Annotated in this window: 28 protein-coding genes and 1 riboswitch; of the genes, 5 read left to right on the forward strand and 23 right to left on the reverse strand. The window is 40.8% G+C overall.

Going from position 1 to position 24,606, the window contains the following annotated elements; translation table 11 throughout:
- Window positions 1-194: 194 nt before the first annotated feature.
- The 10 genes from HT711_RS07675 to HT711_RS07720 form a co-directional block, all read right to left on the reverse strand.
- Complete coding sequence (locus HT711_RS07675; protein WP_173249950.1) at window positions 195-905, reverse strand: ABC transporter ATP-binding protein; 711 nt, start codon at window positions 903-905, stop codon at window positions 195-197.
- On the reverse strand, window positions 905-1,669 hold the full coding sequence (locus HT711_RS07680) for an ABC transporter ATP-binding protein (protein ID WP_049486982.1): 765 nt from the start codon (window positions 1,667-1,669) through the stop codon (window positions 905-907). The genes HT711_RS07675 and HT711_RS07680 overlap by 1 nt, the downstream gene beginning before the upstream one ends.
- Window positions 1,669-2,625, reverse strand: a complete 957-nt coding sequence (locus tag HT711_RS07685) for a branched-chain amino acid ABC transporter permease (protein ID WP_000662290.1) — start codon at window positions 2,623-2,625, stop codon at window positions 1,669-1,671. The genes HT711_RS07680 and HT711_RS07685 overlap by 1 nt, the downstream gene beginning before the upstream one ends.
- A gap of 3 nt (window positions 2,626-2,628) precedes the next feature.
- On the reverse strand, window positions 2,629-3,498 hold the full coding sequence (locus HT711_RS07690) for a branched-chain amino acid ABC transporter permease (RefSeq protein WP_000941427.1): 870 nt from the start codon (window positions 3,496-3,498) through the stop codon (window positions 2,629-2,631).
- A 116-nt stretch (window positions 3,499-3,614) separates the two neighbouring features.
- Complete coding sequence (locus tag HT711_RS07695; RefSeq protein WP_173249952.1) at window positions 3,615-4,775, reverse strand: ABC transporter substrate-binding protein; 1,161 nt, start codon at window positions 4,773-4,775, stop codon at window positions 3,615-3,617.
- An 83-nt stretch (window positions 4,776-4,858) separates the two neighbouring features.
- Window positions 4,859-5,125: a YlbG family protein gene (locus tag HT711_RS07700; RefSeq protein ID WP_050390054.1), complete on the reverse strand. Its 267-nt coding sequence runs from the start codon at window positions 5,123-5,125 to the stop codon at window positions 4,859-4,861.
- 78 nt (window positions 5,126-5,203) lie between these two features.
- Window positions 5,204-5,794, reverse strand: a complete 591-nt coding sequence (clpP, locus tag HT711_RS07705; protein ID WP_138700163.1) for an ATP-dependent Clp protease proteolytic subunit ClpP — start codon at window positions 5,792-5,794, stop codon at window positions 5,204-5,206.
- A gap of 172 nt (window positions 5,795-5,966) precedes the next feature.
- A complete protein-coding gene (gene upp, locus HT711_RS07710; RefSeq protein ID WP_000515974.1) occupies window positions 5,967-6,596 on the reverse strand; it encodes a uracil phosphoribosyltransferase in 630 nt (209 codons plus the stop codon).
- Window positions 6,597-6,684: 88 nt separating this feature from the next.
- On the reverse strand, window positions 6,685-7,152 hold the full coding sequence (locus HT711_RS07715) for a cytidine/deoxycytidylate deaminase family protein (RefSeq protein ID WP_000136976.1): 468 nt from the start codon (window positions 7,150-7,152) through the stop codon (window positions 6,685-6,687).
- Between the two features lie 18 nt (window positions 7,153-7,170).
- Window positions 7,171-7,728, reverse strand: coding sequence for a TetR/AcrR family transcriptional regulator (locus HT711_RS07720; protein ID WP_173249954.1), 558 nt, complete (start codon window positions 7,726-7,728; stop codon window positions 7,171-7,173).
- 124 nt (window positions 7,729-7,852) lie between these two features.
- Here HT711_RS07720 and HT711_RS07725 point away from each other — a divergent pair, with 124 nt between their 5' ends.
- Genes HT711_RS07725 through HT711_RS07735 form a run of 3 tightly spaced genes read left to right on the forward strand, consistent with a single transcriptional unit; the run spans window position 7,853 to window position 10,498 of the window.
- On the forward strand, window positions 7,853-8,698 hold the full coding sequence (locus HT711_RS07725) for a DegV family protein (RefSeq protein ID WP_173249956.1): 846 nt from the start codon (window positions 7,853-7,855) through the stop codon (window positions 8,696-8,698).
- 57 nt (window positions 8,699-8,755) lie between these two features.
- Window positions 8,756-9,928 (forward strand): NAD(P)/FAD-dependent oxidoreductase, encoded by a 1,173-nt coding sequence (locus HT711_RS07730; protein ID WP_173249959.1) that lies wholly within the window; start codon window positions 8,756-8,758, stop codon window positions 9,926-9,928.
- 48 nt (window positions 9,929-9,976) lie between these two features.
- On the forward strand, window positions 9,977-10,498 hold the full coding sequence (locus HT711_RS07735) for a DUF1697 domain-containing protein (RefSeq protein ID WP_000400051.1): 522 nt from the start codon (window positions 9,977-9,979) through the stop codon (window positions 10,496-10,498).
- A 41-nt stretch (window positions 10,499-10,539) separates the two neighbouring features.
- Here HT711_RS07735 and HT711_RS07740 read toward each other — a convergent pair whose 3' ends face one another.
- Window positions 10,540-11,280, reverse strand: a complete 741-nt coding sequence (locus HT711_RS07740; RefSeq protein WP_173249961.1) for a MerR family transcriptional regulator — start codon at window positions 11,278-11,280, stop codon at window positions 10,540-10,542.
- A gap of 234 nt (window positions 11,281-11,514) precedes the next feature.
- Here HT711_RS07740 and HT711_RS07745 point away from each other — a divergent pair, with 234 nt between their 5' ends.
- Window positions 11,515-12,855 carry a sodium-dependent transporter gene (locus tag HT711_RS07745; RefSeq protein WP_173249963.1) on the forward strand — a complete coding sequence of 447 codons (1,341 nt, stop codon included), beginning with the start codon at window positions 11,515-11,517 and terminating at the stop codon, window positions 12,853-12,855.
- A gap of 40 nt (window positions 12,856-12,895) precedes the next feature.
- On the opposite strand, the gene manA is transcribed toward HT711_RS07745, so the two are convergent.
- From manA to HT711_RS07785, 8 genes are all read right to left on the reverse strand, one after another.
- The gene (manA, locus tag HT711_RS07750) at window positions 12,896-13,840 is read right to left on the reverse strand and encodes a mannose-6-phosphate isomerase, class I (RefSeq protein ID WP_173249964.1); all 945 of its coding nucleotides are present in this window, start codon (window positions 13,838-13,840) and stop codon (window positions 12,896-12,898) included.
- A 258-nt stretch (window positions 13,841-14,098) separates the two neighbouring features.
- On the reverse strand, window positions 14,099-14,359 hold the full coding sequence (locus HT711_RS07755) for a SemiSWEET family transporter (protein WP_001291476.1): 261 nt from the start codon (window positions 14,357-14,359) through the stop codon (window positions 14,099-14,101).
- Between the two features lie 178 nt (window positions 14,360-14,537).
- Window positions 14,538-14,693, reverse strand: coding sequence for a hypothetical protein (locus HT711_RS07760; RefSeq protein ID WP_173233699.1), 156 nt, complete (start codon window positions 14,691-14,693; stop codon window positions 14,538-14,540).
- A 282-nt stretch (window positions 14,694-14,975) separates the two neighbouring features.
- Window positions 14,976-15,323 carry a VOC family protein gene (locus tag HT711_RS07765; protein WP_173233697.1) on the reverse strand — a complete coding sequence of 116 codons (348 nt, stop codon included), beginning with the start codon at window positions 15,321-15,323 and terminating at the stop codon, window positions 14,976-14,978.
- 254 nt (window positions 15,324-15,577) lie between these two features.
- Window positions 15,578-17,353: a pyruvate oxidase gene (spxB, locus tag HT711_RS07770; protein WP_050390073.1), complete on the reverse strand. Its 1,776-nt coding sequence runs from the start codon at window positions 17,351-17,353 to the stop codon at window positions 15,578-15,580.
- 206 nt (window positions 17,354-17,559) lie between these two features.
- Window positions 17,560-19,803 (reverse strand): heavy metal translocating P-type ATPase, encoded by a 2,244-nt coding sequence (locus tag HT711_RS07775; RefSeq protein ID WP_173233695.1) that lies wholly within the window; start codon window positions 19,801-19,803, stop codon window positions 17,560-17,562.
- A 9-nt stretch (window positions 19,804-19,812) separates the two neighbouring features.
- Window positions 19,813-20,184, reverse strand: coding sequence for a cupredoxin domain-containing protein (locus HT711_RS07780; protein WP_000935061.1), 372 nt, complete (start codon window positions 20,182-20,184; stop codon window positions 19,813-19,815).
- A gap of 10 nt (window positions 20,185-20,194) precedes the next feature.
- Complete coding sequence (locus tag HT711_RS07785; protein WP_001167204.1) at window positions 20,195-20,590, reverse strand: CopY/TcrY family copper transport repressor; 396 nt, start codon at window positions 20,588-20,590, stop codon at window positions 20,195-20,197.
- Window positions 20,591-20,774: 184 nt separating this feature from the next.
- Window positions 20,775-20,873, forward strand: a riboswitch (TPP riboswitch).
- A gap of 83 nt (window positions 20,874-20,956) precedes the next feature.
- On the opposite strand from HT711_RS07785, the gene thiD reads away from it, so the two are divergent.
- Complete coding sequence (gene thiD, locus HT711_RS07790) at window positions 20,957-21,748, forward strand: bifunctional hydroxymethylpyrimidine kinase/phosphomethylpyrimidine kinase (RefSeq protein WP_112443463.1); 792 nt, start codon at window positions 20,957-20,959, stop codon at window positions 21,746-21,748.
- Between the two features lie 200 nt (window positions 21,749-21,948).
- Here the strand turns inward: thiD and thiE are convergent, their stop codons facing one another.
- From thiE to tenA, 4 genes are read right to left on the reverse strand one after another with little or no spacing between them, the layout of a single operon-like run.
- Entirely contained in the window at window positions 21,949-22,581 is a 633-nt protein-coding gene (thiE, locus tag HT711_RS07795; RefSeq protein WP_173233693.1) for a thiamine phosphate synthase, read from the reverse strand.
- A complete protein-coding gene (locus HT711_RS07800; RefSeq protein ID WP_173233691.1) occupies window positions 22,574-23,377 on the reverse strand; it encodes a hydroxyethylthiazole kinase in 804 nt (267 codons plus the stop codon). The genes thiE and HT711_RS07800 overlap by 8 nt, the downstream gene beginning before the upstream one ends.
- Window positions 23,377-23,901: an energy coupling factor transporter S component ThiW gene (thiW, locus tag HT711_RS07805; protein WP_033685230.1), complete on the reverse strand. Its 525-nt coding sequence runs from the start codon at window positions 23,899-23,901 to the stop codon at window positions 23,377-23,379. Before thiW ends, HT711_RS07800 begins: the two co-directional genes overlap by 1 nt.
- Before the next feature lie 4 nt (window positions 23,902-23,905).
- Window positions 23,906-24,598, reverse strand: coding sequence for a thiaminase II (tenA, locus tag HT711_RS07810; protein WP_173233689.1), 693 nt, complete (start codon window positions 24,596-24,598; stop codon window positions 23,906-23,908).
- Window positions 24,599-24,606: the final 8 nt, after the last annotated feature.

Raw genomic sequence — 24,606 nt, forward strand, 5'->3', positions numbered from 1 at the left:
AGCTCTAAAATCGAGCTCTGTGAATGAAGGTAAGATACCTTTCATTCGATTTTTTCAATTATTAGAAATTAACTTTTCAATGTAGATAAAGATTGCTTTGCAATCTCTATCCGCAACCTAAACTAGTCTCCCAGACTATGCGAAGATTACTTCGTAATCCTTATCCACCGACTAAAACAATCCACTGGATTGTTTTAGCCACCTAGGTATGCTTTTCTGACTTCTTCTGATGAGGCGAGTTCTTTTCCTGTTCCTGATAGGACGATTTTTCCTGTTTCCAGCACATAGCCTCGGTCAGAGATTGCGAGTGCTTTATTGGCATTTTGTTCAATCAAGAGGACGGTTGTTCCTTGCTTCTGAATATCTTGAATGATATCAAAAATCTCTTGGATAAAGATTGGTGCAAGTCCCATTGATGGTTCATCTAAAAGAAGAAGTTTTGGTGTTGACATAAGAGCGCGTCCCATGGCAAGCATTTGTTGTTCTCCTCCTGAAAGAGTGGCTGCGTCCTGGTTCTTGCGTTCTTCAAGACGTGGGAAACGTGAGAAAACCCTCTTCAAGTTAGCTTGATTTTCTTCACGGTTTTTCTTTAAGAAAGCTCCCATTTCAAGATTTTCCATAACAGTCAAGCCAGGGAAAACGTGGCGTCCTTCTGGTACTTGTGAAAGACCACCTGCCACGATTTTTTGAGCTGGCATTTTTTGGATTTCTTGACCTAAAAATTCAATCTTTCCTGAACTTGGTCGTACCAAACCAGACAAGGTACGGAGAATGGTTGTCTTACCTGCACCATTGGCACCGATAAGGGAAACAACTTCTCCTTCATTCACTTCAAAGCTTACATCACGGACTGCTTGGATCATGCCGTAATGCACAGAAAGATTATCAACTTTTAACATAGACATTAGGCTTCACCTCCTAGATAAGCTTCGATAACGCGTTTATTGGTCTTAATTTCTTCTGGAGTTCCCTGAGCAATCAAACGACCGTATTCGAGTACGTAGATGCGTTCTGTTACTTCCATGACCAGATTCATATCGTGTTCAATCAGCATGATCGTAATTTTAAATTCATCTTTGATGCGACGAATTAACTCAGTCAATTCCGCTGTTTCCTGCGGGTTCATACCTGCTGCTGGTTCATCTAAGAAGAGAATTTTAGGTTCCGTAGCGAGGGCACGAACAATTTCCAAACGACGTTGTTGTCCGTAGGCAAGATTTTTAGCAAGAGTTTCTGCATCACCATCTAAATCAAAGATTTTCAACAATTCCAAAGCCTTAGCCTTTAATTCTTTTTCACTCTTGTAAAAAGCTGGTAAGCGCAAAAAACTAGCAAAAACATGTTGTTTGTGATGGTTTCCAAAAGCAATCAAAACATTGTCCAAAACTGTTAAATCTTTAAAGAGACGGATATTTTGGAATGTACGTCCAAGTCCCAAAGAAGCAATCTTATAAGGTGCCTTTCCATTCAAAAGGTGACCATCTAGTGTTACTGTTCCCTCACTTGGTTCATAAACACCCGTCAAGAGGTTGAAAAGAGTGGTTTTCCCAGCTCCGTTTGGTCCGATTAGTCCAACCAGTTCCCCTTCGTTCAATTCAAGAGTCACATCTCCAACAGCTGTTAGACCGCCAAAATGTTTGGTTAACTGTTTTACTTCAAGTAATGCCATTAGTTTTGTTCCTCCTTCTTAGATTTTTTAAAGAAACGTGATAGGCTCAATTCCCATGTTCCAAGGAGTCCACCTGGTCTGAAAATCATTACCAATACCAAGGCCAAAGCGTAGATAATCATACGCACGCTGGCAACGTCTTGGAGAAGCATATTCAAAATCCCCAGAACAATAGCTGAAACAATGGCACCTGTAATGGAACCAAGTCCACCAAATACAACAATAATCAAAACGTTGATTGAGTTGATGAAGGTGTAATCTTTCGGTACAACTGAACCGATAAATCCTGCCTGAAGTGACCCTGCAATACTTGCAGTAATGGCACCAAAGACAAAAGCGATGATTTTAATTTTAGTCGTATTAACCCCAACTGACTCAGCAGCGATTTCATCCTCACGAACAGAGAGGGTTGAACGACCAATTGGACTACGCAAGAAATTCAAGGTTGCAATGGTTGTAATCACGACAAAGAAGTATACCATTTGCCAAGTTGTAAAGTTTGGAATTCCCAAGATACCTGCCGCACCATTTGTAAGGCTTCCGCCATTGATGATAAAGATACGGATAATTTCAGATACACCGAGAGTTGCTACCGCAAGATAGTCCCCCTTCAAGCGCAAGGTTGGAATTCCGACAAGCAAGGCAACTGCTCCTGAAAGCAAAGCTCCTACCAGCATGGCTCCAAAGAAGGCACCGTAGGTTGGTGATTTAGAACCAATAATAGCTGCTGCATAGGCACCAATCGCCATGAAACCAGCATGACCAAGTGAAAATTGTCCTGAAAAACCAACGATTAAGTTGAGACCAACAGCCAGAATAATATTGATTCCGATTTGTTGTAAAATCTGTACATAGAATAGGTTGAGTACTCCAACTGAAACCAATACACTAATCAAGCCATAGCCAGCTAACAAAAGGAGTAACCATAGAATATTAACTTTTAAATTTTCTTTCATCGTTTACACCTTCTCTTTCACATTTTTACCAAGGATACCTGCTGGGCGGACAATCAAGATCAACAACAAGATTCCATAAACAATGGCATCACGGAAGTCTGACATCCCAAAGGCTGTCGCAAAGGTTTCCAATAGACCAATCACAAAACCACCAAGCGCCGCACCAGGAATAATTCCGATACCACCAAGTACTGCGGCAACGAAAGACTTAAGACCTGGAGTAACCCCCATCAAAGGTTCAAGAGAGTTATAATAGAGGGCAATCAGAACACCAGCCGCACCCGCAAGAGCTGAACCCAAAGCGAAGGTAAAGCTGATAGTACGGTTTACATTAATCCCCATCAATTGCGCTGCATCGCTATCTACGGATACCGCACGCATGGCTTTCCCCATCTTAGTCTTTTGGACAATGACTTGTAACAAAATCATCAAAATCAAGGAAATGGCCAAAATCATTAACTGCACGTTTGTTAGGCTAACCGGTCCCAAATCATAGCGAACTGTTTGAATCGCTTGAGGGAAGGCACGGGTATTGGCACCAACCAGATAGACCATGCCATACTCCAATAGGAAGGAAACCCCAATAGCTGTAATCAAAACAGCAATACGAGTAGAGTGACGTAAAGGTCGGTAAGCAAGGAACTCAATCACGACACCAAGAATAGCCGTCGCTAGCATAGCTACAATAAGCGCTACAAAGAAATTCATTTGGAAAGAATTAATCAAGAAATAACCGATAAAGGCTCCCATCATATAAATATCACCGTGGGCGAAGTTGATGAGCTTGATAATTCCGTAAACCATGGTATATCCTAGGGCTAACAGCGCATAAACACTACCTAGAATCAAACCATTTACTAGTTGTTGGAGCATAAGATTCACTCTTTCTATTTATAATTTTGAGGGTTTCCCCTCACTTTTTGATAGGTTCTTAAACATCGAAACAGGGAGTGAGTCCGAGGCTCATTCCCTATTTCAACATTTTTCTATTATGGTTTTACAACTTCTGCTGCTTCAACCTTACCATTGTTCATGGTCATCATGTAAGCTGTTTTGACTGTGTTATGGTCTGCATCGAAGCTTGTTTGACCAGTTACACCTTCAAAGTCTTTTGTTTTAGCAAGATTATCCTTGATTTCACCTGAGTTTTTAGCACCTTTTGCTGCGTTTGCTACAAGGTGAACTGAATCATAAGCCAAGGCTGCAAATGTTGAAGGCTCTTCATTGTACTTAGCACGGTAAGCGTCAAGGAAGGCTTTTGCTTTAGCTGAAACTTCTACAGTAGTTGAGAAACCTGAGATAAAGTAGATGTTTGATGCTTTTTCAGCAGTTGCTTGTTGCACAAACTCTTCTCCGTTAAATCCATCACCACCAACGATTGGTTTGTCAATTCCCATACCACGCGCTTGGTTTACAATTTTTCCAGCTTCAGTGTAGTAACCAGGAACAACGATGGCATCAAAGTCTTTTCCTTTCATTTTTGTAAGGGCTGCTTGGAAGTCTGTGTCACCTGCTACGAAAGTTTCATCTGCAACGATTTCACCCTTGTATGATTCGCGGAAAGATTTAGCAATACCTTTAGCATAGTCACTGGCATTGTCAGTGTAAAGAACAACTTTCTTAGCGTTTAATTTTTCAGAAACATAGTTTGAGATAATTTTTCCTTGGAAGCTATCTTGGAAAGTTCCGATAAAGAGGTAATCTTGACCTTTAGTCAATCCATCTTGAGTCGCACTTGGCGAAATCAATGGAACACCTGCTTTTGTAGCGTTCGCTACCGCAGCTGCAGTTGCACCAGATGTCGCAGGTCCTACGATTGCTGATACTTTAGATTGGGTTACAAGGTTAGTTGTTACTGAAGCCGCCTCAGCTGTTTCAGACTTGTTATCTTTATCAACTACTTCGATTTGTTTTCCGTCGATACCACCTGCTGCATTGATTTCATCAACAGCAAGTTGAGCACCTTTTTGTTCAGATGTTCCGTAGGCTGCTACGGCACCAGTTTCCTCGAAGTTAAATCCGATTTTGATTGTCTTTTCCTCTACTGAGTTACCAGCAGTGTTGACTGCTCCAGACTTTACTTCTCCACAGGCTGCAAGAAGTGCTACACTTGCAAGCGCCACAAAGGATAGGGCAAATTTTTTCTTCATCTTTTTTGTCTCCTTATTTCTTAAATAGTCTGTTAAGAATATACCGAATTATCAGAAAATTGTCAACACTTTTCTTTAAAATTTTATCTGATAACGTTTTCCTCTCGGTAAAGGTTGCCAACAAAGGGTGTTTCCAGCTCTTGGATATGACAAATTCTGACTTTTTTTATAAACTTTTCCTTGCTCAAGCGCCCGACCAATTGCTCCACTTCTTGAGTTGGAACATAAAGTTGCAAGTAACGATGTTTCTTGGAATGATAGGTAATATCTCCATAATCCTGCAGTTTTTTGGCATCACGATTATAGTAAAGATAGATAATCAAGCCAGATCGATTGACTTTTTCAAACATGATAAATCCTCTTTCTAAGAAATCTCTCCCTATTATACCAAAAAAAGCAAACCCAGTCGAGTTTGCCTTCTATCAACATTAGTTCAATGAATTGTTGGCCATGATTTCATCAATAAAGCCATATTCAAGTGTTTCTTGAGCACTCATCCAGTTATCGCGTTCTGCATCTGCATGGATTTTTTCGATTGACTGACCTGAATTTTCAGCCAAGATTTTTTCCAAGGTATTACGAGTTTTAAGCAAGTGTTCTGCAGCGATCGCCATATCGGTTTGTTGGGTACCTCCACCTGTACCGCCCATTGGTTGGTGGATCATATACTCTGCATTTGGAAGCATGAAACGTTTGCCTTTTGCTCCACTTGATGCGATGACTGTTCCCATAGATGCTGCCATACCCATAACGATAGTTTGGACATCTGCCTTAATAAAGTTCATGGTATCAACGATTGCCAAACCAGCTGAAACGGAACCACCAGGTGTATTGACATAAAGGTAAATATCTTTTGTACTATCTTGGGCATCCAAGAAAAGCAATTGGGCAATAACAGAGTTAGCCATATTGTCTTCAACTGGACCTGTCAGCATAATGATGCGGTCTTTGAGAAGACGTGAGTAAATATCGTATGAACGTTCTCCACGGCTTGTTTGTTCAATAACTACAGGAATCATTTATTTCTCCTTTTGAGTTTTAATTTTGTTGGTCAAATGACTGAAGATAAGACTATTATAATATCTAGGTCAAAAAAGGTCAAATTTTTGCTCTGTTTTCATTAGACAGAAACAAAAATTCAACCTCCTTTCGTGATTGGAACTTCTTTCCCAAGTCAATCTTCTTTTAATTTTATTTCGTACCGAACAAGCGGTCCCCAGCATCTCCAAGACCTGGAACGATATAACCGTGTTCGTTCAAACGTTCATCCAAGGCTGCTGTAAAGATTTCTACATCTGGATGAGCTTCTTGCAGAGCTTTTACACCTTCTGGAGCAGATACAAGGCAGACAAATTTGATATTTGATGCGCCACGTTTTTTAAGAGAATCAACAGCCAAGATTGCTGAACCACCTGTTGCCAACATTGGGTCTACGACAAAAATTTGACGTTGGTCAATGTCCTCAGGCAATTTCACCAAGTATTCAACTGGTTGAAGTGTTTCTTCATCACGGTACATACCGATATGGCCAACTTTAGCAGCTGGAACCAAGCTCAAGAGCCCATCAACCATCCCGATACCTGCACGCAAGATTGGAACGATGGCCAATTTCTTACCTGCCAATTGTTTTTGAACTGTTTTTGTAATTGGTGTTTCGATTTCCACATCTTCTAGTGGAAGATCACGAAGTACTTCATACCCCATCAACATTGCAATCTCATCTACTAGCTCACGAAAAGCTTTTGTAGAAGTATCTGTACGACGCAAGATTGACAATTTGTGTTGAATCAGCGGGTGATTAATAACTTCAATTTTTCCCATTTTTGGAATTCCTTCTTTCAATTTATTCTTCTTATTATACCAAAAAACGGTTTAAAAATCTTTCTAAACCATTTATTTTTGATAATTTTTACATTAGATCAGCCTCTTTAAGAGCTGTCTGTACTGTCTCAAGTGGTAAATGGGTCAATTCTGTCCCTTTTTCTTGATAAAGGTATTGGGCATAGTCGTCCATTCGGTACTGGTTAATATAAACCACGCGCTTGCAACCGACCTGCAGTAATTGTTTTGTACAGTTCAGACAAGGAAAATGGGTCACATAAGCTGTAAAGCCTTTAGGAACACCACGTTCTGCACCTTGAAGGATAGCATTGACCTCAGCGTGAAGGGTGCGAACACAGTGTCCTTCAATGACCAGACATTCGTGGTCAATACAATGCTCGGTTCCTGACACCGAACCATTGTAACCAGTGGAAATAACCTTATTATCTTTTACCAGAATCGCGCCCACTTTGGCACGTTTACAAGTGGAACGATTGGCAATTAGTAATGCTTGGGCTGCAAAATACTCATCCCAGGCTAGTCTTTTTTCAGTCATCTCTCTTCTCCTTTTTCTCTATTTTTTAAAAAATGGTAACCGTAAATCCGCAATCTTTTCAGCAGGTACCTTCATGCCATCCTTGATCCATTTTAGAAGGACAGAGACGATGGCCGAACTCCAAAAGGAATGAAGATAAGAGCTGACACCTTTTGATTTTCCATGGTATTTTTCTAGAAATTCCTGCATGGCTTGGACAAAGATTTTTTCCAGATGGTAATCCAAGGCTAGCTGAATCACTCTGGCTTCCTTTCTTGCTTCTCGGAAAAGGTGAACCCAGACCAGATAAAGGTCTGTCTTTAAATCATAATGATGCATCTGTTCCATAATATTGTGGACAGTTCGTTTAAAGACGCTTTCTAAAATCTCCTCTTTGGAATCATAATTACGGTAAAAGGCCGCACGCGAAACGCCTGCCCGTTTGACCAATTCAGAAATACTAATCTTGGTCAAGTCCTTTTTTTCCAAGAGTTGCAAGAGGGCTGTTTCGATAGCTTCTCTAGTTAATAAATTGGATTCTTGGTTTGATTTTCTGAGATTTTCAAGAGACTTTTCAGAGATTCTACGTTCAGACATAACATTTTCTTTCTACTTGTCACAACAGACGGATGAGGCTTTTGTTTCAAGGGTTTTCATGATATAATTGTAAAAAAAGACAGAACCTTTGTCAATGTATAACTGACAAAGATGGAGAATTTCTATGACTTGGAAGATTATTGCTGACTCTGGTTGTGATTATCGTCAGCTGGAGACACCAGCTATTGACACGACCTTTGTAAGTGTTCCCTTAACCATTCAAGTAGCTGATCAGGTCTTTGTTGATGATGCCAGTCTTGATATTGACCAAATGATGGAAACCATGTATGCAACTGCAGAAGCTTCAAAATCAGCTTGTCCAAGCCCAGATGATTATTTGCGAGCATTTGAAGGAGCCAAAAACATTTTCCTAGTAACCATCACAGGTACTCTTTCTGGCAGTCACAATAGTGCTCAACTAGCCAAGAATATTTATCTGGAAGACCATCCTGACACTAAGATTCATGTAATTGATAGTTTGTCTGCTGGCGGGGAAGTTGACTTGCTTGTAGAAAAATTAAATGACTTGATTGACCAGGGCTTATCTTTTGAAGAAGTGGTTAAAGCTATCACTGCCTATCAAGAAAAAACCAAGTTGCTCTTTGTCCTAGCCAAAGTCGATAACTTGGTGAAGAACGGCCGTTTGAGCAAACTTATCGGTACGGTCGTTGGCCTTCTCAATATCCGTATGGTTGGGGAAGCTAGTGAAACTGGAACCCTCGAATTGCTACAAAAAGCAAGAGGAACAAAGAAATCGATTCAGGCAACCTATGAAGAGTTGATAAAAGCTGGATATGCTGGTGGTCGTATTGTCATGGCCCAACGCAATAACGAGAAATGTTGCCAACAGCTTTCAGACCGAATCCGTGAAAATTTCCCACAGGCGGATATTAAAATTCTCCCAACATCTGGTCTCTGCAGTTTTTATGCAGAAGATGGTGGTTTGCTGATGGGATATGAAATTGATTAATTGCATTCTTAACAAGAGGTGACTTCATCTCTTGTTTTTTTGTGGTACAATAGAGCTATGAAACATTTTGATACTATTGTCATCGGTGGGGGACCTGCTGGCATGATGGCTACAATTTCCAGTAGTTTTTATGGTCAGAAAACCCTCCTCATCGAAAAAAATCGGAAACTCGGAAAAAAATTAGCTGGTACTGGTGGTGGTCGTTGCAATGTAACCAACAATGGTAGTTTGGATGACCTGCTAGCTGGAATTCCTGGAAATGGACGCTTTTTATACAGTGTCTTCTCCCAGTTTGATAACCATGATATCATTAACTTTTTTACGGAAAATGGGGTTAAACTTAAAGTCGAGGACCACGGACGCGTCTTTCCTGCTAGTGACAAATCTCGAACCATTATCGAGGCCTTGGAAAAGAAAATCACTGAGCTAGGCGGCCAAGTTGCTACTCAAATAGAAATCGTTTCTGTTAAAAAAGTAGATGATCAGTTTATCCTTAAGTCCGCAGACCAAAGCTTCACTTGTAATAAACTCATTGTCACAACTGGTGGGAAATCCTATCCTTCTACTGGTTCGACTGGTTTTGGTCACGAGATTGCCCGCCATTTCAAACATACCATCACCGAGCTTGAAGCTGCTGAAAGTCCTTTGTTGACAGATTTTCCACACAAGGCCTTGCAAGGAATTTCATTGGACGATGTGACCTTAAGTTATGGCAAGCATGTCATCACTCACGATCTGCTCTTTACCCACTTTGGTTTGTCTGGCCCTGCTGCCCTGCGTATGTCTAGTTTTGTCAAGGGTGGGGAAATTCTCTCACTGGATGTTTTGCCCCAACTTTCTGAAAAGGACTTGGTTGTATTTTTAGAAGAAAATCGGGAAAAATCCTTGAAAAACGCTTTAAGAACTTTATTACCTGAGCGTTTGGCAGAATTTTTTGTGCAAGGCTATCCTGAAAAAGTCAAACAGTTGACTGAAAAAGAACGCGATCAACTTCTCCAGTCCATCAAGGAACTTAAAATTCCTGTAACTGGTAAAATGTCTCTTGCTAAATCCTTTGTTACCAAAGGAGGTGTCAGTCTCAAGGAAATCAATCCTAAAACTCTGGAAAGTAAGCTGATACCTGGCCTCCACTTTGCAGGCGAGGTCATGGATATTAACGCCCACACAGGTGGCTTTAACATCACTTCTGCCCTCTGTACTGGCTGGGTGGCGGGATCAAACCCAATCTAAATATACATTACTCAATGGAACAATCTACCCCAAAAGAAAGGAAGTCCTTTGGAACATATTATCTTGTTAAGGGGAGTTACTCCTAATGGAAAAAATGCTATCCCTAAAATGTCTTATCTAGTAGATATCTTGACAGAAGCTGGTTTTCAACAAGTTCGAACCTATATTCAAAGTGGGAATATCATTCTTGAAAGTGACTTAGATTTAGAAAAAATACGAGAACGTGTCCATACTCTAATAAATGAAAATATTGGTGCTGACTTAAAAATGGTAATCAAGAACAAAAGTGATTTTAAAAAAATTGTCCAAGAAAACCCGTTTGGAGAACACTATCTTTATGACCGTATACACGTGATTTTTTATCAAGAATCTATTCAAAGTCTCCCTTTAGAAAAATTGAAAATTGATTACGGTGAAGAAGAAATTTGTATCGGTAACCATTGTCTTTACCTCTATCTCCCTAGAACTGCAAAACAAAAGAAACTCCATACCAACTATCTTGAAAAGCTTTTTAATGTAGATTTGACAATGCGAAAACTAAATGTAGTAGAAAAATTATTAAGCAAGTAGTGCTTGAATTTAGTAAAAATCGGAAGAATACTCCTCCGATTTTATTTTGTCTGAGTTTGGACATAGTGGGCAATCACATCTGATGTGTACTGGGCTGTTCCAGTTCCAAATTTGTCAATGTTTTCCTTAAATTCTGGGTTGTAGACGTAGCCTTTACCGATATGACCGAATACCTCAATAGAGCAGTCAAATCCATAAGTACGGATGGCTTGCAAGAGTTTAGCAGCTTCTTCTTGGTTTTCTGTTGCTGTTACAGACAGTTCAGCTTGAAGATTTTGTGACAAGGCTCGAAAAACCTGGTTGAAGGCAGCCGTAACTTCGTCTTCGTGACCTTTTTGGCGCTCGATCGCTTGGTCCATGACTTCTTGTCCATATTTCTCTACCGCCTCTTGGTGGTATTTTTGATGGTCTTGGTAGTTAAATCCAGCGAATTTTTCTTCAATGCTCATTTCTCTTTCTCCTTTTTGTTCTTGAATGGTTTTTTGCAAGGTGGAAATCAAGCTATCCAGATGTTGCCTTTCTCGAGTTAGATAATCCAACTGTCTGGTCAAGTGAGGCAACAGATCTGACCTCTCTTCCTTTAACAGCTCTGCTATTTTTTCTAAAGAAAAACCTAGATATTTGTAATAAAGAATAACCTGAAGGCGTTCCAAATCCTCTTGACTGTAGGTTCGATAGCCGTTTTCAGACTTTAAAGGAACCAAAAGTCCTATCTTATCGTAGTGGTGCAGGGTCTTGACAGAGACACTCGAAAGCTGGGCAGCTTCTTTGATATGGTACATGATTTCCTCCTTACAATGATAGTATAACCCCTCCCCCTAGGTCAGAGTCAAGCGATTTTGCGAAATTTTTTACTTTATCATAACATGAAAATGGTTTTCTTGACAGACCTTAGAAAACATGATAGGATAGTCAAGTCTATCAATCAAAAGAAACGCTCACTTTAAGTACTTACGAGGCTATTTGCCAAGGGCAGTAGCTTTTTCTTTTGTAACACTAATTTTAGGAGTTTAACTATGTCTGAAAAATCGCAATGGGGTTCTAAACTGGGCTTTATCCTAGCATCTGCTAGTTCAGCCATCGGACTTGGAGCCGTTTGGAAATTCCCCTACATGACTGCTGCTAACGGTGGAGGAGGCTTTTTACTAGTCTTTCTCATTTCCACTATTTTAATCGGTTTCCCCCTATTGCTGGCTGAATTTGCTCTCGGCCGAAGTGCTGGTGTCTCAGCTATCAAAACCTTTGGAAAACTAGGCAAGAATAGTAAGTACAACTTTATCGGTTGGATTGGTGCCTTTGCCCTCTTTATCCTCTTATCTTTCTACAGTGTTATTGGAGGATGGGTCTTCATTTATTTAGGTATCGCTATCGGTAAAGCTCTCCACCTAGGCATTACCAATGACTATGCTCAGCTCTTTACCGATATTATTTCCAATCCAGCCATTGCGCTTGGAGCTCAAGCAGCCTTTATCTTATTGAATATCTTTATTGTATCACGTGGGGTTCAAAAAGGGATTGAAAGAGCTTCTAAGGTTATGATGCCCCTGCTCTTTATCATCTTTGTTGTCATCATCGGGCGCTCTCTCAGTTTGCCAAATGCCATGGAAGGGGTTCTTTACTTCCTCAAACCAGACTTTTCAAAACTGACCAGCGCTGGTCTCCTCTATGCTCTGGGACAATCTTTCTTTGCCCTCTCACTAGGGGTTACAGCCATGCTGACTTATGCGTCCTACTTGGACAAGAAAACCAATCTAGTTCAATCAGGGATTTCTATCGTTGCCATGAATATCTCAGTATCCATCATGGCAGGACTAGCCATTTTCCCAGCCATGTCAGCCTTCAATATCCAGTCTGAAGGGGGGCCTAGCTTACTCTTTATCGTCTTGCCTCAACTCTTTGACAAGATGCCTTTTGGAACCATTTTCTACATCCTCTTCCTCTTGCTCTTCCTCTTTGCGACGGTCACTTCTTCCGTTGTTATGCTGGAAATCAATGTGGGCAATATCACCAATCAGGACAACAGCAAGCGTGCTAAATGGAGTGTTATTTTAGGAATTTTGACCTTTGTCTTTGGAATTCCTTCAGCCCTATCTTACGGTGTTATGGCGGATGCTCACATCTTTGGGAAGACCTTCTTTGACGCTATGGACTTCTTGGTTTCCAATCTCCTCATGCCATTTGGAGCTCTCTGCCTTTCACTTTTTACAGGCTATATCTTTAAAAAGGCTCTTGCAATGGAGGAACTCCATCTTGATGAAAGAGCATGGAAACAAGGACTTTTCCAAGTCTGGCTCTTCCTTCTTCGTTTCATCATTCCAATCATCATCATCGTGGTCTTCATCGCCCAATTTATGTAATCAAAAAGGACTTGAGTAGTAAACTCAGGCCCTTTCTTTTTTATGGATGGCTAACAATCAATTCTAAACCTTGCCCTTCCAGAGTCCAAGCCTCAACATCACTAGGTAGGATAAAGTGGCTACCTTTTTGAATTGAATAGTTTTTTCCATCAACAGTTAGCTGACCTTGACCAGCTAAGACACTCAATAAGCTGTAGTCAGCTGTCTTTTCGAAGTCAACTTTTCCAGTAATTTCCCACTTGTAAACTGCAAAGAAATCATTGGATACAAGGAGAGTGGAACGCAAATCATCAGCTTTGACAGTCACAGGACGGCTATTTGCTGGCTCACCAATGTTCAAGACATCAATGGATTTTTCAAGGTGAAGTTCACGCAAGTTACCATTATCATCCTTACGGTCAAAGTCATAGACACGATAGGTGGTGTCACTAGACTGCTGGGTTTCAAGAATCAAGATGCCCGCACCAATAGCATGCATGGTGCCACTTGGCACATAGAAGAAATCTCCAGCTTTAACTGGTACTTTTGTCAACAAAGCATCCCAATTCTTGTCCTCAATTTGCTGACGAAGTTCTTCTTTCGACTTGGCATTGTGACCGTAGATAATCTCTGAACCTTCATCCGCAGCGATGATGTACCAGCATTCTGTTTTTCCGAGTTCGCCTTCATGCTCGAGTCCGTAAGCATCGTCTGGGTGAACTTGGACGCTGAGCCAGTCGTTGGCATCGAGGATTTTGGTCAACAGTGGAAATACAGGTTCTGGACGATTGCCAAACAATTCACGGTGCTCTGCATATAAAGTAGCTAGATCTGTTCCTTCAAAGCGACCATTGGCAACTTTAGAGACTCCATTTGGATGGGCTGAGATGGCCCAATATTCTCCGATTTTTTCACTTGGGATGTCGTATCCAAACTCATCACGTAGCTTGGTTCCACCCCAGATTTTTTCTTGCATAACTGATTGTAAAAATAATGGTTCTGACATCTTGATCTCCTGTCTGATTTTTCTCCCCTCATTATAGCAAAAAAAGAGTTCGAATTGAACTCTTTTTAACATCTTATAAAGTAGGGAGAAGATTTTATAAAAATAGTAACGATATACTTTTTTCTTTGATAGAGACGAACATAAAAGACTCTCGTAAAGCTAGCTGTAACTGGACTTGTTCCCTCAACTCTCATTCAAAAATTACTTTAATGAAGCATCTATTTTCATAAAATAAAAAGACTGAAAGCAGTCTCCTTTTTAAATCAAAGCTGTGATAGCCGTTACTAAACCAAAAACGATACCTGGTGCATTAGCAGCTGCAAGTGGAATATCTCTTTCCTTCTTGAAAAGACCATAGTAAACCCAGAGACTACAGTTGATAGCTGCGACTAGGGGTTGAATGAAGTTGCCTTTTTGACCTGCAAGATTATTCATGATTTGTGGGAAATATGACACATACATCATAACAGACATAAAGGTCGCTACCCAGCCCAACACTTTCATTTGTTTTTCAGACATTTTCAAAACCTCTTTTATTCTTTTATACTTTCTATTTTATAATTTAATACAAAAATAAGCAAGACTTTAAGACTTTTATTATAAAAATGTAAACTATCACAGTCTTGTAATAAGAAACAGACCGGATTGCTCCGATCTGTTTGATCCATAAAATGTAAAAATGAATAGCTATTGTCAATCAATGGATGGACTGATTGATTGTCAGTAAGCCGTGGTTAATGATTGCTGCAATATCTTCAAGACCATGCAAAATAAAACTTCCTATAATCAGTCCTATAATAACTGAACAGATAATCATGGTCACACAGATTAGATAAATATCCTTTTTTTGCATCTCTTTCCTCCTACTATCTATTCATGGAGATATTTCAATCCCAAGTTCCAATGAAATAAGAAAATCCACTTACTACTGCTGTTTAATCATATTTCTCCTTTCCATATCAGTTTCATTTTCTACTGTTATATTTTTATTATAAGATTTTAGGAAAGCGCTGTCAACTATTTATATGCAATTTCTTTATATTAAAAAGACCGGATTGCTCCGATCTTTCAATAGTTCATATTCTCACATTCTGTTTTAAGAATAATTAAGGTTATCTTCAAATAACTAAGCCCCTTATTTCATACGATAAAAATCAATCACTAGACCAGCAGGACCTTTAACTAATAAGGACTCTGTTCCCCAATCGGTTACAGTTGGACCGTTTAAAACCTGGATACCAAGCTCGTTCAACCGTTTGTAGTTCTGGTCTACATCCTCAACCTCGATATGAAGAATGATTCCTGACTGAAAATCTTCCAAAGGAATCAAATGATTTTGTGACAACATCAGACAGTGACTGCCAATCGTAAACTGAGCAAAACCATCATCAGCATAATCGGACTTTTTATCCAAAATACGCTCCAAGTCAGCACAAACTTGAGGAACATCTGAAACGATAATATCTAATTGATTTAAATTCATTTACTATCCTCCATAAAAAGACCGGATTTCTCCGATCTTTTCAAGTTCTGCTCTATGAAAATCAAAGAATAAACAAGGTGAAACCAAGTTTGATGGCAAATATTTGCTCATCAAACTACGAAAAATCCTTTGGGACTTTTTCTAGGCTCCACACTAGATTCCATCATTGAAATTTATGGTTTCAATGATGGAATCGTCGGCAGTAAGCTAATAAAGAAGTCTATAAATTTATCTTTGATTTTCGACGAGAGGAATTATTTAATTGCGCGTGATTGCAATCCTTCTTCTTCCAAGAAGAGACGGAATGGTACGAGTTCTTCTGCTTCGTATTTTTCCTTGAAGGCTTTGATAGCTTCTTCTGAGTGAAGTTTTGGATCCAATTCAAGTACTTCTACTGGAAGTGGACGGTGTGGAGTGATGCGAGCATCGATCACAACAGTTTTACCTTCTTTGTTCAATTTAACAGCTTCTGCGACAACTGCATCGATGTCTTCGATACGGTCAACTGTAAATCCTACAGCACCTTGCGCTTCAGCGATTTTCGCATAGTCAGCATTAGAGAAGTCACAACCAAACAAGTGTTTGTTTGTGTCTTCGTATTTGTCCTTGATGAAGGCATATTTACCATTTGAGAAGACAACGTTGATAACTGGAAGGTCGTATTGAACGTTTGTGATAACGTCTGGGTAGCACATGTTGAATGCACCGTCACCCATGATGTTCCATACTTGGCGATCTGGATTGTCTTTCTTAGCAGCGATACCACCAGGAAGGGCAATACCCATTGTCGCAAAGAGTGGAGATGTACGCCACATGTTCTTAGGTGTCATGTGAAGGTGACGAGTAGATGTTTGAGTAGTGTCACCTACGTCGATTGAGTAGATAGCGTCTTGATCAGCATGTTTGTTGATTGCATTGTAAACTTGATACAATTGCAATTCACCCTCAGTTTTACCTTCGAGTTTGTTCATGTAATCACGCCAGTTTTGGTTGTTCTTAACGTTTGCACGCCACCATGGAGTAGATTCAACTGGGTTCACTTTGTCAAGGATAGCTTTGGCTGCTTGGCCTGCATCACCAAGGATTGAAGCGTCAAGGGCGTGACGTTTACCAAGTTTGTAAGGGTCAATATCGACTTGGATGAATTTTTCAGTGTTCTTGAATGCTTCGTAAACTTCAGCAAATGGGAAGTTTGAACCAAGGAAAAGAACTGTGTCTGCTTCAAAGACCACTTCGTTGGCTGGTTTCCAACCAACACGGTAAGCAGAACCTGTCAAACCTTCATAGTTCCATTCGAAAGCTTCAAAGTTTTTACCAGTTGTGATGATTGGTGCTTTGATTTTACGTGACAATTCAGTAATCACTTCACCAGCTTTAACACCACCGTAACCAGCATAGATAACTGGACGTTCAGCATTGTTCAAGATTTCAACAGCTTTGTCGATTTCAACTTCGTTCAAAGCAGGAGCGATAAATGAACGCTCGTATGAACCTGATCCATAGTATGAGTTTTCGTCGATTTCTTGGAAACCGAAGTTTACTGGGATTTCAACAACAGCTGGACCTTTTTTAGAAACTGCAGCACGGCAAGCTTCGTCGATTACTTTTGGCAATTGCTCAGCGTAAGCTACACGTTTGTTGTAAACAGCGATACCGTTGTACATTGGGTTTTGGTTCAATTCTTGGAAAGCATCCATGTTGAGTTCGTTAACTGGACGTGATCCAAGGATTGCTAGGAATGGAGTGTTATCCATAGCTGCATCGTAAACACCGTTAATCAAGTGAGTCGCACCTGGACCACCTGAACCAACTGCAACCCCGATTGAGCCACCGAATTTAGCTTGCATAACCGCTGCAAGAGCACCTGTTTCTTCGTGGCGAACTTGCAAGAAGCGGATATCTTTTTCTTCAGCCAAAGCGTCCATCAATGAGCTGAGTGTTCCTGATGGGATACCGTAGATTGTGTCTACGCCCCATGTTTTCAATACGTTAAGCATTGCTGCAGATGCAGTAATTTTCCCTTGAGTCATAGTGATAACTCTCCTTCAATTTTTTTAGACTTGGAGAATACGATTACATAGAATTGGAAACGTTCTCCAAACTTTTACTATTCCACTGTATCATATTTATGCTGACTTTTCTAAAAATCTGCTCAAAACTCTCTATTCTCTATTCTAATACAGTTTTGAAAATGCTGCCATTCCTGTTTTATAACAAAGAAATCTAGTCATTACTTTTAGTCTATTTTACTAAAGTTTAAGAGAAGGGAACTGGTCAGAACGGATACAGAACTAAAGGCCATGGCTAGACCTGCCAATTCTGGATTGAGAGCCAGTCCAACACCTGAAAAGATTCCTGCTGCAATCGGAATTCCGACAACATTGTAGATAAAAGCCCAGAAAAGATTGAGCAGAATTCGATGAAAGGTTTTCTTACTCATGTCAAAGGCACGAACCACTCCTAAGAGGTTATTGGTTGTCAACACCAAATCCGCTGACTCGATGGCGATATCTGTTCCAGCTCCCATGGCAATCCCCACATCCGCTACACTGAGGGCAGGAGCGTCATTGATACCGTCACCAACAAAGGCTACTTTTCCAGTCGCTTGTAGTTTATGGATTTCATGGGCTTTTTCTTCTGGTAATACACCTGCAATGACCTCTTCGATTCCGATCTGATCCGCAATAGCACGCGCCACACCTGCATTGTCTCCTGTCAGCATGACTGTTTTAAGACCACGTTTTTTCAACTGACTGATGGCTAGCTTGGCATTTTCCTTGGGAATATCTTGCAGAGCAAGCAAGCCTTTGATTTCATTGTCCACAGCCAAGAACACAACTGTCTTAGCTTCTTTTTCCAGTTCTTCTAGTTTTTCCTGATAAGTGCTTGAAATGTTCAGACCATCCAGCATTTTAGCATTTCCAAGCAGAACTTGTTTTCCATTGATTTGCCCTGAGACACCTTTTCCGTGCAAGGCTTGGAAATTTTCCACAGTATGAAGCTCAAGTCCAATTTCAGTCGCTCGCTGGACAATGGCCTCAGCCAGTGGGTGTTGAGAAGCTTCTTCCAAGGAAGCTGCCAATCCAAGCACTTCTACTTCGTCGCCGATGATATCTGTTACCACAGGCTTCCCTTCCGTCAAAGTCCCAGTCTTATCAAAGACAATCGTTTGAACTTTCTGGATTTCCTGTAGAACCATTCCATTTTTGAGAAGAACTCCCATCTTGGCACTGCGTCCTGTCCCTACCATAAGGGCTGTCGGTGTTGCCAGTCCCAAGGCACAAGGACAGGCGATAATCAAAACCGCCACCCCATAGAGAAGAGAAGACACAAAACTCGCTCCAAGCACGACTACACTATCCCTGAGCAAGACGAACCAAACCCAAAAGGTCACGATTCCTAAAATGACAACTGCTGGGACAAAAATGCCTGAAATTTTATCCGTCAAGTCCTGAATCGGCGCACGACTTGTCTGAGCTTTCTTCACAAAATCGACAATCTGAGCCAAAACAGTTTCTGAACCAACTTTTTCTGCTCTAAAAACAAGTGTTCCGCTATTATTGATGGTTGAGCCAATGACAGTATCTCCAACTGTCTTGTCCACAGGCAGACTCTCACCTGTCACCATAGACTCATCAATACTGGACACACCTTCGACTACAACCCCATCAACCGCAATCTTTTCACCGGGACGCACTCGAATCAGGTCACCTACCTTGACTTGTTCCAAAGGAACTTGAACATAGTGATCCTCACGCAAGACTTCTGCAGTTTTAGCCTGCAAGTCCAGTAATTTCTCCACAGCTTGGGACGTATTTTTCCGCATTTTCTCCTCAAAAACGGCTCCCATAAGAACGAAGAAGAAGATAAAGGCAGCACTTTCAAAGTAAACGGGGAGACCAGCGAAGAGGGCAACTAAGCTATAGAAATAGGCCACTAGGGTTCCAAGAGCAACCAAGGTATCCATGTTGGCATTGTGCTTTTTAAAACTAGCCCAAGCACTTTGGATATAAGGACCACCTGCTACTAGCATAATCGGTGTTGTCGCTAAAAAGCTTCCCCAACGCATGACTTGATGACTAATTCCTCCTGTCGACATCCCAATCATGAGAATCACAAGAGGCACAGTAAAGATACTAGTAATCCAAAAACGCTGTAAAAGTGATAGAGATTTTCGAGTCTTCTCAACCACGGTATAACTCCCCTTTTGCATCTTCATGCCACAAGAAAATTCATGTTGACCTATTTCTTGAGGGGTAAAACGAATTGTTTTCTCTTCGTCTACGCCGATTGGTTCCAAGATGTCTTCTTCTTCAAACAGAATTTCCTTATAACAGTTTGAAGGTGTCACACGGTGAAAGGTGATCTCAGCAGGAACTCCTTTTTGCAGTTGAATGTGGGCTGGATGGTAGCCTTTGTCTGCCGTGATACGGATTTTTTGAACACCATTTTCAAGACTTGCTTTTACAATTTCAGTCATATCATTCTCCTATTCTACAATCATCTTACCGTGCATCATATTCATGCCACAAGAGAAACCATACTCTCCAGCCTGCTCAGGCGTGATTTCCACTACATACTCTTCCCCCATAGGCAGGTCCGCATGTACACCAAAATCTGGAAAAACAATTTGGTCCAGACAGGGTGAAGGGTCCTTACGGTCAAAGACAATGCGGGCTGGCACTGATTTCTTGAGGATAATCAACTCAGGCGTATAGCCCCCCATGACCTCCACTCGAATCTCTTGGTAGCCGTTTTTTTGCTGGGCCTTTTGTCCAGATTTTTCAGGCTTTTTGAAAAACCAAAACAAGATAAACGCGATAAGGGCAATACAAATAATGGTTACAATACTATTTAACATGACGTCTCCTTTACATACAATTACATTTTACTTCTGTTACAGCGCTTGATTTCTTCTCTGAAATCACAGCTTCCAAGTCTTCTAAGTCAGCCTGAGTAAAATCACATTCAGCAATCAAATCAGCCAACAAGTTCTTAATCCTACGGGAACAAACTTTATCTTTAATATCTTGGACAAGCAAGTCTCGACTTTGGTCCAAAGTTAAAAGGGCTGAATAGACAAAGGACTTGCCTTCTTTTTTCCGAGTCAGGCACTCTTTCTCAACCAAACGAGCCAAAAGAGTTTGAATGGTTGACTTGGACCAGTCGAACCGCTCCGCCAGAACCCTGATCAAATCCGTACTGGTCTGCTCTCCTTGCATCCAAATAATCTTCATGACCTGCCATTCTGCATCTGAAATCTGCATAATCACACCTCCTAAATCTACATTTGTCGATTACAGTTATTAGTATACTCTCAAAATCTACATTTGTCAATTATAAAATCAATCTTTTCTTTGAAAAATAGAATTTTAATCATTTGAAAAACGATTTGCAGTCAAATATTACTATATAAACAATAAAAATATGCTATACTAAAGAAAAAAAGAAAACAACCACTAGGGGTGCGTAAAGCTGAGATTAACGACTGTTAGATCCCTTTGACTCAATCTAGGTAATGCTAGCTGATGGAAGTGGAAATGATAATGGGGACTAGCAGTCTTCTATTGCCTTCCTGAAACAGATTAGCTTGTTCTTAAGAATACAAACTTCAGTTGGTTGGGAGGTTTTAGATGACTTATTTACCCGTTGCTCTGACCATTGCAGGGACTGACCCTAGTGGTGGTGCTGGCATTATGGCTGATTTAAAGTCGTTCCAAGCGAGAGATGTCTATGGAATGGCCGTTGTGACTAGCCTTGTTGCTCAAAATACCAGAGGCGTTCAATTGATTGAGCACGTTTCTCCTCAAATGTTGAAAGCCCAATTGGACAGTGTCTTTTCGGATATTCCACCTCAGGCTGTAAAAACTGGAATGTTGGCAACTACTGAAATCATGGAAATCATCCAACCCTATCTTAAAAAACTGGATTGTCCCTATGTCCTTGATCCTGTTATGGTTGCTACAAGTGGAGATGCCTTGATCGACTCAGTTGCTAGAGACTATCTCAAAACAAACTTACTACCTCTAGCAACGATTATTACGCCAAATCTTCCTGAGGCAGAAGAGATTGTTGGTTTTTCAATCCATGATCCTGAAGACATGCAGCGTGCTGGTCGCCTGATTTTAAAAGAATTTGGTCCTCAGTCTGTAGTCATCAAAGGTGGTCATCTCGAAGGCGGTGCCAAAGACTTCCTCTTTACCAAGGATGAGCAATTTGTCTGGGAAAGTCCAAGAATTCAAACCTGTCACACCCATGGTACTGGATGTACCTTTGCTGCAGTGATTACGGCTGAACTAGCCAAGGGAAAAAGCCTTTATCAGGCAGTTGATAAGGCCAAGGCCTTTATCACAAAAGCTATTCAAGACGCTCCTCAACTTGGTCATGGTTCTGGCCCAGTCAACCATACAACTTTTAAAGATTAAGAAAAAAACTCTCTAGTTCCCACTTTAAGGGAATTAGAGAGTTTTTATACTCTTCGAAAATCTCTTCAAACTACGTCAGCTTCCATCTGCAACCTCAAAATACTGTTTTGAGCTGACTTCGTCAGTCTTATCTAAAACCTCAAGGCAGGGCTTTGAGCAACCTGAGGCTAACTTCCTCTTTGATTTTCATTGAGTATTAGTTAGGAAATAATGTCATGCAACTTTGTTAAAAAGGCTTGCGTTTTTGCCTCAATATCTTCTGCCTGCATCAAATCACGCACTACAGCTACTCCAACTATGCCAGTGCCCATAAGCTGGTCAATGTTCTCTGAAGTCAAGCCGCCAATAGCAACTACTGGAATGGCAACCGTTTGGCAAATTGTTTTCAAGGTCGATATCAGAGTGATGGGCGCATTTTCCTTGGTGGTGGTTGGGAAAATGGCTCCTGTCCCCAAGTAATCTGCACCTGATTTCTCCGCTTCCAGAGCTCTTTTTATTGTTTTAGCGGTGACACCAAGGATTTTTTCAGGACCCAAGACTTGTCGGGCAACCGAAACGGGTAATTCATCGTCTCCGATATGCAGACCTGCTGCATCAACCGCAAGACAAACATCCAACCGATCATCGATTATCAAGGGTACCTGATAGCCATCTGTTATTTCCTTGACTTGTTTTGCCAGTTGATAATATTGTTTGGTTGTGAGATTTTTTTCTCGCAATTGGACTATGGTAACCCCTGAACGGCAAGCCGTCTCAACCTTTTCAAGAAAGCTTTCCACAGAATCTTGGTAGCGATTGGTTACCAGATATAGTCTAAGTGCTTCTCTATTCATAAATATCTCCTTTGATGGCATCTAGCCAGTTTTCATCTCTTCTTAGAAGCGAAAGCTGATTGAGTACTTGGTAACGAAATTCTTCCAATCCCATTCCTTGAACAACTATTCTCTCAGCAGCAATATTGAGATAAGAGACTGCTAGGCAAGAAGCTTCAAAACCAGTCTTTCCTTGGCTGAGAAAAACGGCTGTTAAGGCTCCAACCAAATCTCCTGTCCCTGTTATCCAGTCTAATTCTGCACAGCCATTCTCCAATACAGCAACTTGATTCTTCGAAACGATGAGATCCTTGGGGCCAGTAACTAAGAATGACATACCAGGATAAAGCTGACACCAGTCTTTCAAGACTTGAAGTAAATCCTCAGTTTCTTGGTCTTTAGCACTCGCATCGACCCCAACGCCGTGGTGTTTTAAGCCAACAAGACTTCGAATTTCTGACATATTTCCTTTAAGGACCGTAGGGCTATTGTCTAAAAGGTCTTTAACTAAGCTCTTACGAATGACTGAAGCTGTTACGCCAACCGCATCTACTACCATTGGGAGACAAACTTGAGCTGCATAAGAAGCTGCCATACGGATTGCTTTTTCCTTCTCAGCTGACAAATGCCCCAAATTGATGAAGAGTGCCTGGCTTTGCTTAGTAAAATCAAGAACCTCACGGGAATCATCTGCCATAACTGGTTTACATCCCAAAGCCAAAATCCCATTTGCTAGCATCTCACAAGAAATCTCATTGGTAATACAGTGAATTAGGGAAGTCGTTTCCAGAGGAAAAGGATTTGTCAATGCCTGCATCAGTCTATCCTTTCACCAAAGAAATATCCTTGCACTTTTTTAAAGAATTCCTGCTTGATTAAAAATCGAAAGGCAATAAAGGAAATCGCTGTACCAATCAAGGTTGCTCCGAAAAATCGAGGAGTATAGATAAACCAGCTAAGCTTTGCAGCTGATCCTGTAAAGAGTACCATAACAGGATAGGAAACAATAGAACCAATAATACCTGTTCCCAAAATTTCTCCCAAGGCAGAAAAATAAAATTTTCGACCATACTTATAAAAGAGACCTGCAAGGAGGGCTCCAAAAGTCGCTCCTGTGAGAGCTAAAGGAGGAATCCCTTGAGTCGTCATACGGATAAAGGCTGTGACTGTAGCCATGGCCAAGGCATAAACAGGTCCCATCATGATTCCTGCTAGAATATTGACTACACTGGACATCGGTGCCATTCCCTCAATCCGAAAGATAGGCGTAAGGACTACATCAAGGGCAATCATCATGGATAAAATGGTTAATTTGTGAACTTGTAATTGGTGCTTTCTCATGTTTCTATTCTTCTCCTGTTTCTAAAGACTGTAAATCGCTCTTCCATGTCTGGTGTTGGTAAGCCATTTCCCAAAACTTAGCTTCCATGTGAACACTGATGTGGAAGGCATCTAACATTTTTTGCTTGTCTGTATCATCACTTTCGCGATAGAGCTGATTGACCAATGCTCCCTCCTCTCTGATCTGCTGCTCTAACTCATCCGTAATATAAGTTTCAATCCATTGTTGGTAGAGAGGATTTGGTGATGGTTTAAGATTAAGTGATTTGCCTATATCATGATATAGCCAAGGACAAGGCAGCAAGCTCGCAAAAGCAATGCCCAAGTTTGGCTCTGCAAATTGCCGATAAATATGAGAAATGTAATGATAACAGGTTGGAGCGATTGGATGTTGCTCCATTTCCTGATCGCTGATTTCCAATTCCTTGAAAAATTGTTGGCGGATAAATAACTCACCCTCCACTAGACTCTGAGCATTTTGTTTCAAGAGTCTTTTCATCTCTTGGTTTGAAGTCTTATCAGCCAAGAGGTGATAGGCTTCTGAGAAGGCCTTCAGATAGTAGGCATCCTGAATCAGGTAATAGCGGAAAATGGCAGGGTCTAAATTTCCCTCTTGTAACTGTAATACAAAGGGGTGATGAAAGGAAGCCTGCCAAGCTTCCTTTGATAATTCCATCGCAATATCTGTAAATTCCATAATAACTC

Origin of the sequence: Streptococcus sp. 1032, from assembly GCF_013277015.1 — a bacterium.
Taxonomy (GTDB): Bacteria; Bacillota; Bacilli; order Lactobacillales; family Streptococcaceae; genus Streptococcus.

Bases quoted from the DNA above. Each gene is read 5' to 3' on its own strand.
- HT711_RS07730 (WP_173249959.1), top strand. From the start codon at position 8,756: ATGAAACATTTTGATACTATTGTCATCGGTGGGGGACCTGCTGGCATG.
- HT711_RS07780 (WP_000935061.1), bottom strand. From the start codon at position 20,184: ATGTTAAATAGTATTGTAACCATTATTTGTATTGCCCTTATCGCGTTT.
- HT711_RS07760 (WP_173233699.1), bottom strand. From the start codon at position 14,693: ATGCAAAAAAAGGATATTTATCTAATCTGTGTGACCATGATTATCTGT.
- HT711_RS07680 (WP_049486982.1), bottom strand. From the start codon at position 1,669: ATGGCATTACTTGAAGTAAAACAGTTAACCAAACATTTTGGCGGTCTA.
- spxB (WP_050390073.1), bottom strand. From the start codon at position 17,353: ATGACTCAAGGGAAAATTACTGCATCTGCAGCAATGCTTAACGTATTG.
- thiE (WP_173233693.1), bottom strand. From the start codon at position 22,581: ATGAATAGAGAAGCACTTAGACTATATCTGGTAACCAATCGCTACCAA.
- HT711_RS07740 (WP_173249961.1), bottom strand. From the start codon at position 11,280: ATGTACCATATCAAAGAAGCTGCCCAGCTTTCGAGTGTCTCTGTCAAG.
- HT711_RS07785 (WP_001167204.1), bottom strand. From the start codon at position 20,590: ATGCAGATTTCAGATGCAGAATGGCAGGTCATGAAGATTATTTGGATG.
- HT711_RS07800 (WP_173233691.1), bottom strand. From the start codon at position 23,377: ATGCAGGCATTGACAAATCCTTTTCCTCTGGAAACGACTTCCCTAATT.
- HT711_RS07685 (WP_000662290.1), bottom strand. From the start codon at position 2,625: ATGAAAGAAAATTTAAAAGTTAATATTCTATGGTTACTCCTTTTGTTA.
- HT711_RS07720 (WP_173249954.1), bottom strand. From the start codon at position 7,728: ATGTCTGAACGTAGAATCTCTGAAAAGTCTCTTGAAAATCTCAGAAAA.
- HT711_RS07725 (WP_173249956.1), top strand. From the start codon at position 7,853: ATGACTTGGAAGATTATTGCTGACTCTGGTTGTGATTATCGTCAGCTG.
- tenA (WP_173233689.1), bottom strand. From the start codon at position 24,598: ATGGAATTTACAGATATTGCGATGGAATTATCAAAGGAAGCTTGGCAG.
- HT711_RS07700 (WP_050390054.1), bottom strand. From the start codon at position 5,125: ATGTTTGAAAAAGTCAATCGATCTGGCTTGATTATCTATCTTTACTAT.
- HT711_RS07765 (WP_173233697.1), bottom strand. From the start codon at position 15,323: ATGAATTTAAATCAATTAGATATTATCGTTTCAGATGTTCCTCAAGTT.
- upp (WP_000515974.1), bottom strand. From the start codon at position 6,596: ATGGGAAAAATTGAAGTTATTAATCACCCGCTGATTCAACACAAATTG.
- manA (WP_173249964.1), bottom strand. From the start codon at position 13,840: ATGTCAGAACCATTATTTTTACAATCAGTTATGCAAGAAAAAATCTGG.
- HT711_RS07675 (WP_173249950.1), bottom strand. From the start codon at position 905: ATGTCTATGTTAAAAGTTGATAATCTTTCTGTGCATTACGGCATGATC.
- clpP (WP_138700163.1), bottom strand. From the start codon at position 5,794: ATGATTCCTGTAGTTATTGAACAAACAAGCCGTGGAGAACGTTCATAC.
- thiW (WP_033685230.1), bottom strand. From the start codon at position 23,901: ATGAGAAAGCACCAATTACAAGTTCACAAATTAACCATTTTATCCATG.
- HT711_RS07690 (WP_000941427.1), bottom strand. From the start codon at position 3,498: ATGCTCCAACAACTAGTAAATGGTTTGATTCTAGGTAGTGTTTATGCG.
- thiD (WP_112443463.1), top strand. From the start codon at position 20,957: ATGACTTATTTACCCGTTGCTCTGACCATTGCAGGGACTGACCCTAGT.
- HT711_RS07775 (WP_173233695.1), bottom strand. From the start codon at position 19,803: ATGACTGAAATTGTAAAAGCAAGTCTTGAAAATGGTGTTCAAAAAATC.
- HT711_RS07745 (WP_173249963.1), top strand. From the start codon at position 11,515: ATGTCTGAAAAATCGCAATGGGGTTCTAAACTGGGCTTTATCCTAGCA.
- HT711_RS07715 (WP_000136976.1), bottom strand. From the start codon at position 7,152: ATGACTGAAAAAAGACTAGCCTGGGATGAGTATTTTGCAGCCCAAGCA.
- HT711_RS07695 (WP_173249952.1), bottom strand. From the start codon at position 4,775: ATGAAGAAAAAATTTGCCCTATCCTTTGTGGCGCTTGCAAGTGTAGCA.
- HT711_RS07755 (WP_001291476.1), bottom strand. From the start codon at position 14,359: ATGTCTGAAAAACAAATGAAAGTGTTGGGCTGGGTAGCGACCTTTATG.